The sequence below is a fragment of the Nocardia sp. SYP-A9097 genome, from assembly GCF_009649815.1.
Classification (GTDB): Bacteria; Actinomycetota; Actinomycetes; order Mycobacteriales; family Mycobacteriaceae; genus Nocardia.
The window spans coordinates 385973-398222 of the sequence record NZ_WJIC01000005.1 but is presented as its reverse complement, the minus strand read 5'-3'; the positions used below and the strand labels follow the sequence as shown (position 1 = coordinate 398222).

The following is a 12250-nucleotide window of genomic DNA, read 5'->3' as shown; positions in this document are numbered from 1 at the left end:
GTTCGGCGCGCCGATGAAAGCCGTTGGTCGGTACACGCTCGCGGATACCTGGTTTTGCCCGCCGAGGTTCGGCACTCGTGTGATCTGCGGGCAGGCGATCGGGTACTGGTCGCTGCCCTCCCCGCGCTGGCCCAGCTGGTCATCTATCCGACACACAGTGTCGCGGCGGCACGTTGGGCGCATCGCCCATCAGTGTGGACACCAACGCCATGAGGGACGATGACCTCAGTACCGCGGCACATCTGCTCTCGAGACTGGGTATCTCGATCGACGAACTCGTCCAACACCACAATGATCACCGATCGGTACCGACTTTCGGCGAGTACATTCAGCGTCTGCGCACCGCACTCCCGAAGTCCACGGTCCGCAACTACCAGCCGTACTGGCGGATCGTCGAGACACACTGGGGCGCAAGGGCCCTCGATGAGGCGAATACCACCGAAATCGACCAGCTCGTGAAGGAGCATCAGCTCCAGGCGGTGGTCCGGGTGAATGCGCGTGGTGGACGTGGGGCTGCAGCGAACATGGTTTCTGCGATCAGGTGCATCTACCAGCACGCCGAGGCCGACCGGTTGATTCGCCCCGCCGACAATCCCGCCACCCGCGCACACAAACCCCCTCAGCTCCCGAGCACTCGGCACGCACTGACCTTCGACCAGGTTCGACAGATCGGACATGTGGCCGCGACCACCGGAAACGACAGAGAGCTCGACGCGCTCATCGTGCGGCTGCATATCGAAACCGCCTGCAGGAAAAGCGGAGTCCTGGCCCTGAGGGTCGAGGACCTCAATCCCGAAGACTGTCTGATCAAGCTGCGGGAAAAAGGCGGAACCGAACGCTGGCAACCGATCTCCCCGTTGCTGATGAGCCGCCTCCTCGATCACGTGGGTTCCCGCCGGGGGTCAACGACCACAACGAAGGCGCTGCGGTACCGCTCCGGCCGCCCAGTCGGGCGACGACGGTACGACTATCTGTCCGGGCGTATTCGCGCGCACCTCCCTTGGGCAAACACGATGCAGGTCAGCGCACATTGGCTGCGATACACCACGCTCACCTTCGTCGAGCGCGAGTTCGGCCTCGCTGTAGCACGCGCGTACGCCGGGCACGGCGAACCCAGGTACGGGGACGTCGCGACAATCATCTATGTCCGGGCATCGCTGGCCGAGGTCGCCGAGGCACTCACCGCCGTGACCGGTTTTCCCCATCCCCTGGCGCTCACGACGCGCCCGTAGTGTGCTCGACCGCATCACTATGACGGCTTGTCCCAATCGCCGTATGTGACTGCACCCGACTCGTTCTTCCTTGTGACTGCATGCCGGCGTTAAAGTGACCGCATGACCCCACAGGATGGGCGAATCTGCTGGGATGACGGGACTGAAGTAGCCTGCCGTTGACCTTGAAAGCCTACTATGGCGCAGGTCGGCCCCCTCTGCGGTGGCGCAGACCCCTCGGCATTGCCCCTGGGCCTTCGTGGCATTCCTCGCGCGCGGTCGACCTCGGCGTACACCGCCGCCGCGAGTTGCGAATCCAGCCCGCCCCGGTGAGACCGGGCGTCGGGCCAGAGATTCGGAGGTGCGCCATGACAGTAAGCCCACGCGAACCACGCGGTGACAGGCTCGCTCGCCGGCCGGGAAAGCGGCATACGACGACACCCACCATCACCAGCGGTTCCGATGAGGATGTGCCAGTGGTGCGCTGGCCGGAGCCGAGTCGGCTCGAATCGTGGTGGCACGCCGTCATGCACCACGCCGCAGAGCCACCCACACCCACATGACCAGAACTGGCTCGATCGGCACACAACGGTAGTTCCCAGCACGGACCGTACGACGAATTTCCGCCAGCATCAGCAGTCGGGATTCCGGAGCATCACGATGATGCGACCGTTCGATCATTAGGAGGATCAGCAATGTTCGCAATGACCAGGCAAACGGTGGCTCGGGCCGTCCTCGCCGGTGCGATTGCGGTGGCTCCGGTCACTGCCGTGACCGTGCCGGCCCAGGCCGATGTGGTCACCAACTACACCCCCACCCCTGTCGATCAGCACTGGGACCACGGCTGGGACAGTAAGCACTTCTTCCCTCCGGGCTGGGGATTCTTCCCTCCGGGCTGGGGAATCCCTCCGGGATGGTTCCACCATCTACTGCCGTTCGAGTTCTTCGATTGGGACTACTAGTCGGCTGAAGGTCCGCCGAGAGGCCAGCCCGGAGTGACACTTCTTGTCCCGGCCATCTCGCCAGCGAATACAGCCACCGCCAGGCTGAACGGAAATCCCGACAAATCAGACATCGGTCACTGGATTAATCGTGCGCCAGCGCGATGGAATTCCCCACTTCAGAGGCAGAGCAAGAGAGGTGCAAATGGCCGCAAGAAACGCCCCGTACAGACGGCACGCAGCGCATGGCCTATGACCATGCCAGTCGCCCACGATTGGCATCTATTCACTCGGCGGGACCGCCTCGAGCAACAAGCTCGCATGCCTAGATTTACGAGCGGCCTGCATGCCTGGTGTCGGATGTACCCGAGGCTGCAACGCCGCCAGGTATGCGGCCGAGAGAGACAGGCCGATGCCGATCATCGAGGGCACCGTGATCTCGTTGCCTGTTGAGCAACGACCCAGCGGTGGCGCAGACATACCCGCATGGCTGTAGTGGTCACGCGTTGCTACCACCGCAACTGATGTCGAATTGCAGCCGAATGTTCTTGTGGCGGTTCGATATCGAACGCGCCTTCTCCATGTACAAACAATCCCCGCGCTGGACCCCGCCCGGAGTTTACCCGACCCCATGGGGCCAACCGTTGGACCCGGCCGACCGTGGAGGCTTATACCCGGCTGCGCCTGTTGAAGGCCCCAGCGGACGTACGACCTCCGTGAGAGAATCCAGTTGCGCCGCAGCGGCTTACCTCCGCCAGCGGCGGGTGAAGTTCTCGTCAGATCCGTCCCAAGTCCGACTCTCGGGCGGCTGCACGCAAACCCACCAACAGGACGCACGCATTCCTAACGAGGACCAACCGCAGGAGCCATTGCCTCTCATTGGGTGAGGAACTCGAAGGCCAGCCCCTTGAGACCGCTCACTCCGGACTTGGCCTGTTCACCGCGGATCGACGAGACCCACTGTCACACAATAGGGTTCATGGGGTCCGGGTGACCTGGCTGTGTGTACGCGTTCGCTACTGGAACTGTAGGAGAATATCCGACAAGGACGCCTTCGCACCGGCTACAGCAGTCGACGAGTCTACATACGACGTGAAAGTCACGGTCGCTACCGCACCGCTACGCAGGTACCCGATCGCACGTGCTTCGGAAGCCGCAGGGATGATGCGGGACCGCCCTCCGACCACCTCGGCGGCGTCGCCCACAGCCAGGGTCTCCGAGTTCTGGATGTCATGCGCAGAACTGAACGAGCTCACCGAGTCCTTGGCCTCGGCGTACATTTTCTGCGGGTCGGCGGTAGTAGCGAGCGTCACCTTGATAGACGTCGAGTCTTTCACACCTGACGTCACCGTCCAGGTTGGGGATACCGAGGTCACTTTGCCGTATGCGGACGGTGGGGCGTTGCACGTTGCGCCCGGGGCGATCTCGGCCAACGTCGCCGGGGAGATGAGGCTGCACTGGTCAGGCAACTCGGTGATCATCTTGGCCGGTGCGGCACCCACATCCGTGGACGAGGAGTTGTTGGTGATCAGTAGCGTGACGACGCCACCGATCAGCAGCGCGGCGGCGATTGCGCCGCCGACCACCCATGGCTGCTTCGGACGGCGTTGCGAGACTGTTGCGATTGGGCTGGACAGCCGTCGGCCAGATCGTTCGTCAGCCGGCGGTTGAGTGGTTGGCCCCCCGGTAATCATGGCTCGCCCCAATCTCTTTCACGCTATTTGCTTCAGACGGGACGTTAACAGACCATGTCCCGATCTGCTTTTTGGACCATTGTCCTGATCGATATGTGAGGCGTTCCGGCGGTGGGCGCGGCCCGATCACACGATCGGCTTGGAATCCTCTACAGCCCCTGGCGTTCCTCTATATCCAGCGTCTGCGTACAGAGCGTCTGCATCGTCGGCGAGATCAAGTCGTAGATCGTTGGTCTTATCAGGTCCGACCGCGGCCCGCTGAGTTCTGGCGTACAGATCCAGAGCATCATGCATGACCATGTAGTCCCGAGGATTCCGCTTATCGTTGAGGTCGACGCTGAAGATGTTGCCGCCACTCTGAGCCGCCATCGCCGCGCCGAGCCTGGTCAGCTGGCTGGGCAGGCCGACCAATTCTTCCAACACATCGACTTCTTCCATCCGCTGAGTGGAGGCAACGACGAACCGCCTCCGCGGCGAACCACCAGGCCTTCACTTGCCAATGTTCGAAGCGCTGTGCGGAGAGGCGAGGGAGCCCGCGGGTCGACAGCTTCGCCCACGTCGTCGAGCCGATCGCCAATCCGGTACTTACCGTTGAGGATTAGCGTGCGGAGTTCGTCGGTCAATGAGGCAGAGCGATTGGCCATGAGCGTCAACATAACTCAGCTACAAGCTTGTTCTTTAACCTCCGGATCGGTCGCGTTGGTAGAGCGCTGTGAGTCGTTTGACGGTTTTGCCGACGTCAAAGCGGGTGGCGCGGTGTCGGTTTCGCTGTCCGAGCGGTCGGCCAGGACCTGCTCGGGTGGGTTTGGGTGCGCTGGCGGGAGAGCCGACTGTGGCGCGGAGGTTCCGGAACTCTCGACGGACTCGGGCCGGGGTGAGTCGGTGCGGCGGGTTTTTCCCACCGATGACGCAGGTCGGCAGCCAGCGGGCGGGCGAGCCGGAGCTGGGTGTGGGCGGCGATGATCGGCCATCATGGGATCTCCGGCGGCTCCCGGTTGCTGGTGATCACGGTGGAGGCCTTGCGGTGGCGTTCGACGATCAGTTCGTAGAAGTCGTTGGTCTCGATCGCTTCGAGCCCGTCGGCGAGGAACCGCAGCGAGGTGAGCTCGGCCCAGAGTTCGCGGTCGAAATTGACCGCGGTCGTGTCGTCCCAGGTTTGGAGCTGCATCTGCGGGTCCAGATGCGCGGTCTCGGCGCGGCGCTGGGCGGATTCGCGGTCTCGGCGGGTGATCTCCTCGGCGAACAACATCTCCAGGAAGTCGTGGTGCGGCAGTCGGTTCGACCGCGCCAACGCGAGTCGTTCGGGCAGGGTGTCCAGGGGTTGCCAGAGCTTGAGCCGCCGCATCAGCGACTTGAGTTCGGGGGAGATATCGATCGGTTCGACTGCGGGTGTCGCAGCGGGGCGGCGGGTGGTTATGACGGCCTCCCGACAGCGAAATCGGTTGTTGCGCGGACGAATCAGGGCCGTGGCGACGCACGAGGCCGAGTAGTCGATAGACCTGCCGCATCTTCGTCCAGGGCAACGGATGCTCGAGCACGGCCGCGGCATAGACACCGATGTATTCGCCGTGTCCAGAGGCCTTGCGTTGCAGGGTATTCAGATCTCGCATCGTATAAACCGACGCCTCCGAGGGCAGGTCGGCCCGATCGGTCTGACGGCGACCAGGAGCGACAGCAGGCTGAACCTTGATCAGCTCGTCGGCATCGAACACCTCGGCCGGGCGCAGCCGGGTGGTGCCGTGGATCCGCGTCCTCGCGGTCTGCGCGCACCACCGCGCCGCGCGTTCGCGGCAGTCCGGCAGGTCCCGGAACTGTTCTCCGGCAAAGAAATTCGATCTCACGTAGGGAACACAGCGTTCGACTCTGGGTTGCTGCGGACCCGGGGCGGGTCGACCGCAAACCCACGCGCCTGAGCGTATTCGCGGAACGCGTCGTTGAGCTTGGGGTCGGTGGCGTCGGCCTTGTCGACGATCGACTTCATGTTATCCGGGATCACGACCGCGAACACGCCGGCGAAGAACGCCCGCGCGGCTTCGAACCAGGCGATCACCTTGTTCAATGTCTGCCGGTAGGTCGGGAAGACGAACATGTGCCGCGAATACACCGCCGTGAAGATCGGGCCCTGCACCACCCGACGTCGACCGTCAGCGGCGTCGGCGAGCAAACCGAGCCGGCCGAAGTCGACCTGGACCTCCGCGCCTGGGTCGCAGTCGGCCACCCGGACCGTGGTCTTGCGTTGTCCGAACCCCAATTCCGTTGTCGCATACCGATTCAACGTCCGATACGACACCACCACCCCGCGCCGACCCAACAGGATATGGATCTTCGTCAGCGTCAGTCCCTGAGTGGCAAACGGGGTGGTCCCATATTCATGGCAAAAACAGCTTCGAAGTGGTCCCTTCCCCCTGGCAACCGACAGTCACGATTCGCCGTCCGACGATACCGAAATTCACCGATACAGCCAGGGGTTGGACATTGTAGGGGCTCACGCCTACTTCATATCCTCGTATAACTACTTTGCGCTTCTGTCCGCGGACCGTAGTTCTGGCGAGATCAAAGGCGCTATCGTGATTGCGGAGTACTGGTCAAAATCTGCGTGGCGAAATCGCTCATCTCATGCCATATCCGGCCGAGGAGGATTCGACTATGACTACGTATGCACCGGTCACCATCCAGCAGGCACAGTTCCCGATCGTTGAATCGTTCACCCAGGACACCGTGACCAACCCGCACTGGCAACTGCTGGGCAGCGCGCGGCTGAACGGCGGCAGCCTGGAGCTCACCCCCAACGCCAATTCCCAGGCCGGGACGGCGTTCCTCGATCAGCCGTTCTCGTCCAGGCTCGGGGTCACCATCGACTTCGACTACTCCTGCGAGGGCGGGGCCACGCTCGGCGACGGCTTCAGCGTCTACGTGATCGACGGCGCGCACACCACCCAGCCCGGCGGCCGCGGCGGCGCACTCGGCTACTCCATCACGAAGTCGTCGCCGGAGCACATCGTCGCGCCGGGAGTCACCGCCGGGTTCGTGGGCGTCGGCTTCGACAACTTCGGAAACTTCGCCACGCCGCTGGCCGGTACGGGAGGCGGCGCACAGCGGCCCAATACCGTCGGGGTACGTGGAGCCGGCAGTCTGCGCGAGGGGTTCAGCTGGCTCACCGGCGTCCAGATGCCGGGCGGATTCCACGCGGATTGGGAGCGCGGCGCCCACATCCAGGTCTCCATAATCGGCGGCCGACTGACCGTACGCCACGCCGACAAAACCAACCCGAACGGCACCCTGCTGATCGACGACTTCGATCTCGCCGGCGCCGACGGCCAGCCACCGGTGCCCGAGACCTTCAAACTGGGCTTCGCGGCCGGAACCGGCGCCGCGACCGCCTACCACCGGATCAGGAATCTCAAGGTGAGCTTGCCCGCAGAGATTCCGCTGGAGATGAGCGGCCCACAGACGGCGCAGTCGGGACATCGGATCACTTACACCATCAGCGTGCAGAATCTCGGCCCCAACGACGCCCCTGACGCCGTGCTGGATGGCACGGTTCCGACGGGGCTGACCGACCTGGAGCTGACTTGCCAGGCCGAGAACGGGGCCGTCTGCGGCACCGGTTCGGTCCGGGATGGCTTGCACATGCCGATCGACCTGCCCAAGGGCAGCAAGGCGACCATCAACCTGGCCGGCACCATCGACCCGCAGTACGAGGGCCGGCTCACCTGCACCAGCATGATCACCTCACCGTCCCGCGCCAACACCGCCGAGCGGCACTCCGGCTCGGTCACCACCGACGTCGACCGGCCACCGGTCACCGTCACCCCCGTGATCGTCGGGCAGTGGCCCCAGACCTGGCCCGAGGACGCGAAGGGATGGGTCATCAGCTACGAACTCACTCTGGCCGCCCACGAACAGCGGGTGGTCTGGTGGGAGATCCGCTTCGACGTACCGGCACGAACCCGCATCAATCCCCAGCAGACTCAGTGGTACAAGGTGATCAAGGACGGCACCGACGGATCCGTCGTCATCGCTACACCCGACGACACCCACACCATCGAGCCGGGCACGCCCCTGCCTGTGGCCCTGCAACTGCTCTACCCATCCCAGCACGAGGCCGGTGACGGCATCCTGCGCAACCTCCACGCGATCGAGGTGACCCGCCCTTAACTCCGATCTATTGACATCAGTGACGAATCCCCAGGTCGTCTACTGACATCGAAATGACGAGTCCCACGTCAGGAGACAGGTGAATCTGTCTCCTTCGGTTCTGGCCTTCCATAACGGTGGTTATGGAAGGCCAGACCAGGAATCCGGCAAGACCGGAATGCGCACAATATTCCGGTATTTCCGGATATATGGACCTCCACGGGGGCGGTCTCGTCCCAGTAGAGGTGGTTGCGGCCGTAGTTCGGTGTCGTATAGGCCCGATTCCACTGCGCGCCTTCGACAATGAGTTCCCGCTACGGGGCGACCTCGACATAGAGCGCATCGAATCGAGTGCGCCGTGGTTCAGTTCAAGCCTGTCGGTGGAGACGGCGTCTTCGGCGACTGCCACGTCGTCATTCTGTTCGAGTGCGGCTCGGACGGTCGCTTCGACACACACATTGGTTTGCAGTCCCGCCACGAGGAGGCGCGTGACCCCGAGGCTTCGAAGGATAGGGTCCAGTTCGGTGTAGGCGAAGAAGCTGTGTCGGGTCTTCTCGAGTACCAGATTCCCAGGCACAGGGGCAACACTATCGATCATCAACACCGCGAGCTCTGCCACGAGCACCTCCCCCGTCGGATCGGTTGACCCGATGATCGATCGAATTCCGGCCGCGCACAGCAGAATCGGCTACAACCGAGAACCTCGCCGATGCCGGCCTCGCCGGGGATACGGACCCCGCGCCCCATGCTCAACATCAATCCGAAGATGTTGCCGCGGTTGGCCGAGATCGAAGCTGACCTGGTTGAGCGGCGAGCACGCGCCACGCAGGAGTCCTGGCTCGGCGAGATCGAAGGGATCGATCTGACATTGTCGTTCCTGCGGCAAAAGCGCTCGGAGACAGAACGATTGGCACGACTGGCGCCAGCTGGACCCGTCTTGATCACCCTGACTCCACCGCCGAGAGCTGGCTGGGCGACGGCCATAACGCCGCGCCGGGCGGCCACAAGTGTGTCTGCCCAGCGCGGCTCCAGGTCATCCCAACGGGGGCAGCCACGAGACTGAGTTGTGGGCAAAGCTCTGCTCGACCGGCACCAGGTCGGCGTGATCGTCCGACGCCATTATCGTGACCCCGACCAAACCAGCCTCGTCACCTTTAGACGCCATGGTCGATTCGCAAGCTGGGCAGAACCCGCGGCAGATCTGCGGGAAAGTCTCGAACCGAGATGACATCTTGAAGAGCAATCCACCACCCGCCCTGCCACGCAGCGAGGTAGGGCCGGTAGTGCCCCTATGGGCGGTATGTCACCGAATCGCATGACGGCAAAATTCTGGCAACTGAACATCGAAGATGTTCCGCACCGTAGAATGGGGCGTTAACTCGCGCTGCAACAAGAGAATAAGCCTCGGTACAGGTGAGGAATGTCATGCATCCGAACCGAGATATGGTCAAACGTCCTGGATATGGCGATTGTTCAGTTACCTCTATCGCGTGGTAGAGGTTCCGTGGTTTCGCGAGGAGCTTCGAATGCGCAGGAGATCAGCATTTCTCGTCATGCTCGGTGCGGCGAGTGCCGGTTACCACCCGCCGGCCTTCCCTGCCACCGGGCGTCGAAATGTGCGGTGCATTTCGCCGCTGTGGCGGCTTGTCTCTTCGCTGTAAGACGCCTGTTGCGGGCTTCTCAACGCCAGCAAGGGCACGACCCTGAGCAAGATCTGGTTCGTCACCGGTTCCTCCCGCGACACTGACCGTGCCGCGGTCTTCGCGGCCGTCGAACGCGCCCACGCCCACTTCGGTCGCCTGGCAAATTGCCTGAACTCTCTAGGAGGCTATTCAATATGTTTGATCGCCGTAAGTTGTTTGCTGCTGGGCCACTGTTACTGGGAATGGCATATTCAGAGCTGAAATACATGACAACGTCGGCGCAGGCATCGCCCGCGGGGGAGAATATAACCCATCCGCCTACGAGCCTCGCGGATTATGTGACACGTACCTCCGCTGTCAGGATTCCCTCTCCGGCGGGAGTCGAATTGGCCTTGGACTACTTTGTCGAGGCCACGCCTGCCGCTGGAAATTGGCACAGTCTGGTAGTCGAGATCATCGAGGGGGTTCCGTATCAGGTGATTTCACAGGATGCGGACCGAATAATCGATGCGGCGAGCATTCAAAAGGTAGGTATCGCAGCTGCCGTACTTCATCAGGTAGATGCCGGAAAGTTGAAGCTATCAGACAAGACGACGTTGACCGAAGAGATGGTAGCCCCGGGCTCCGGGTTGTATGTCAACCAGGTGGAGATAGGTGATGAGCTGACCCTGTCGAACATTCTCGTAGCTATGATCCAAGTTTCGGACAACAGTTCCGTTCGAATGATCTCCCGTTTCCTCAGCGGTGATGAAATCAACAATATCTACGAGTCTTGGGGACTTGTCAACACCCGCGTTGAACCACTTCCGGAGCTGAAAAGATTCGCTACCGGTAAAACTACGCCGCGAGAGATCAGCTACCTGCTGTACAGTATCGTCGGCGGGAATATACTCTCCCCGGAGTCCACCAAAATTCTCCTGGACATAATGTCTGTCAGCACCGATGGATATACCGACGGAATCCGGCGAAGTCTATCGTCGAACGAAAGATCGCGGATATCCACCAAATATGGTGTGCTCGACGACATCAGATCCGAAGTCGGCGTATTTTTCACCGAAGAACGCCGACCCGAGGTCATCTACGCATATTTCGCAAGCGAAGTCCAGGACGGCGCTGTCAACTGGGGGGCGACCTCTCGACCGGTAGAGGCTGTCGCAAAGCTGGGGCGCACGATGGTCAGCGCATACGATCGAAATCCGTTGTAGCGCCGACGACTGGGGTGCAGAACCTGGTCGAGCAAGTCGGGCTGGCGGGAAGGCCGGCGTGCACAACGAGCCCGCAGCCACCGGTCTGGCGATGCTCGATCTCGTACGGGCAGGTTGCCGTCTTCCTCGACATTGCGGGAAACCGGTGGTATCTGCTCGGGCCACCTGAACCGGCAGCGGCCTGATCGGTAAGAGCCCACATAACCTTCGGCAGGAGTGCGTGCTCGGTCGACCTGAGATCGACACGGCCAGTTGACCTTCGGCCGCCTGCGCTGGCCGGTTCGCTCAGCGCGACCAGCGGCATGAGAGTGCGTTTTCAGGACGCTCGTGATGAGATCGGGTCGCGAGAAAGGCAAGCATGTCAACTGATCCGTCGTCGTCGAATATCCCCCTCGGACAACAGAAGCTGGTGCAGCAGATTGTCGAGCACGTCCGCGACAAGATGGTCGTGGACACATATCCGCTGGACTGGACTCTGATCGACCTGACGTGGACCATGGTGGGCCAAGACGGCCAACTCGAGATCGGCGTCGAGACCGCCGATGGTCCGTTCCTTGGCTTGACGGATCAGCCGATCGATCTCCCACCAGGGCTGAAGCAACTGCGGGACCTCATGTATGTGCAGGGTGAAGGGACTTGGTTCACACTGCACCTGCTCATCCCTTCCGAGGGTGAGGTCAGTGCACAGTTCGGTTACGAACGGCCGCAAGAGCATTCGTACTTCGAGACCGACGTGGAAGCGGACCTGCGAATGTACCCGCGCGAGATAGTGCCGCAGTGGATGCAGGACGATCTGACAAAAGCCCAGATCTTCGCGGTGGAGCATCGACGGCCTTCATTCTGGCAACGACTTCGGCACGGGTCTTCCATCCGCAAACGCCACAAAGCTGCCTCGCCTGCGGCACTCGGGGCAGTCCCGAGCATCACACTGGCGAGCGACACCACATCGTTTCCCGGACCGGGCTACCTAACGCGGGTAACTCTGGCCGATGGCGAATCCACCTGGTTCGCCTTTGCCGATGGGGACTTCCCGTTCCCCCACGCTGAAGGGCTCAGAAGCAACAACGACACTCCTGCCGCCATCACACTGCAAGGCAGTCAGCCCGGAGCCATCCGCGAGGAGTGGAAGAACTGGGCCTATGGCATCCACCGCGCTCAGGCAAACGACCGCGGCAACGCTGACAAGCAGGATCTGACCATCGAGTTCTTCGTCCCGGTCGGCAGACGGGGGAATGCCTGGAAACTCAGAGACAGCTGGCATGTGTCCGAAGCCTTCGTAGTCCATTGCGAGACCGATCACTACGACAACGAGGACACCCAGTTCGACTACATCGAGATCAGAGCGAAGCGAATAGAGCCGCACCCATCCGAGTAACGACCGCAACCCATCCAAGATCGCCAGTTGGCTTCGACGAGCCC

At 62.2% G+C, this 12250-nt stretch carries 11 protein-coding genes; 5 read left to right on the top strand and 6 right to left on the bottom strand.

The features are described from left to right. Window positions 1-209 precede the first annotated feature (209 nt). Window positions 210-1232: a site-specific integrase gene (locus GFY24_RS14295; protein WP_153805488.1), complete on the top strand. Its 1023-nt coding sequence runs from the start codon at window positions 210-212 to the stop codon at window positions 1230-1232. Between the two features lie 674 nt (window positions 1233-1906). Then, window positions 1907-2173, top strand: a complete 267-nt coding sequence (locus GFY24_RS14290; RefSeq protein WP_153805487.1) for a hypothetical protein — start codon at window positions 1907-1909, stop codon at window positions 2171-2173. 995 nt (window positions 2174-3168) lie between these two features. Here GFY24_RS14290 and GFY24_RS14285 read toward each other — a convergent pair. From GFY24_RS14285 to GFY24_RS41970, 5 genes are all read right to left on the bottom strand, one after another. Beyond that, window positions 3169-3738 (bottom strand): hypothetical protein, encoded by a 570-nt coding sequence (locus GFY24_RS14285; RefSeq protein WP_153805486.1) that lies wholly within the window; start codon window positions 3736-3738, stop codon window positions 3169-3171. Window positions 3739-3972: 234 nt separating this feature from the next. Continuing rightward, complete coding sequence (locus GFY24_RS14280; RefSeq protein ID WP_153805485.1) at window positions 3973-4284, bottom strand: hypothetical protein; 312 nt, start codon at window positions 4282-4284, stop codon at window positions 3973-3975. Beyond that, window positions 4233-4490: a GntR family transcriptional regulator gene (locus tag GFY24_RS43710; protein WP_194852864.1), complete on the bottom strand. Its 258-nt coding sequence runs from the start codon at window positions 4488-4490 to the stop codon at window positions 4233-4235. Before GFY24_RS43710 ends, GFY24_RS14280 begins: the two co-directional genes overlap by 52 nt. Before the next feature lie 326 nt (window positions 4491-4816). Continuing rightward, the gene (locus GFY24_RS14270) at window positions 4817-5191 is read right to left on the bottom strand and encodes an ATP-binding protein (RefSeq protein WP_228566283.1); all 375 of its coding nucleotides are present in this window, start codon (window positions 5189-5191) and stop codon (window positions 4817-4819) included. Window positions 5192-5683: 492 nt separating this feature from the next. Continuing rightward, window positions 5684-6064, bottom strand: coding sequence for a hypothetical protein (locus GFY24_RS41970; protein WP_228566282.1), 381 nt, complete (start codon window positions 6062-6064; stop codon window positions 5684-5686). Window positions 6065-6492: 428 nt separating this feature from the next. On the opposite strand from GFY24_RS41970, the gene GFY24_RS14260 reads away from it, so the two are divergent. Continuing rightward, window positions 6493-8004 (top strand): DUF11 domain-containing protein, encoded by a 1512-nt coding sequence (locus GFY24_RS14260; protein WP_194852863.1) that lies wholly within the window; start codon window positions 6493-6495, stop codon window positions 8002-8004. 16 nt (window positions 8005-8020) lie between these two features. Here the strand turns inward: GFY24_RS14260 and GFY24_RS14255 are convergent, their stop codons facing one another. After that, on the bottom strand, window positions 8021-8581 hold the full coding sequence (locus tag GFY24_RS14255) for a cysteine hydrolase family protein (RefSeq protein WP_228566328.1): 561 nt from the start codon (window positions 8579-8581) through the stop codon (window positions 8021-8023). 1431 nt (window positions 8582-10012) lie between these two features. Between GFY24_RS14255 and GFY24_RS14250 the strand changes: the two genes are divergently transcribed. Together GFY24_RS14250 and GFY24_RS14245 are read left to right on the top strand one after the other, a co-directional pair. Next, window positions 10013-10831, top strand: coding sequence for a serine hydrolase (locus GFY24_RS14250; protein WP_194852862.1), 819 nt, complete (start codon window positions 10013-10015; stop codon window positions 10829-10831). 358 nt (window positions 10832-11189) lie between these two features. Beyond that, window positions 11190-12206, top strand: a complete 1017-nt coding sequence (locus GFY24_RS14245; RefSeq protein WP_153805481.1) for a hypothetical protein — start codon at window positions 11190-11192, stop codon at window positions 12204-12206. Window positions 12207-12250 lie beyond the last annotated feature (44 nt).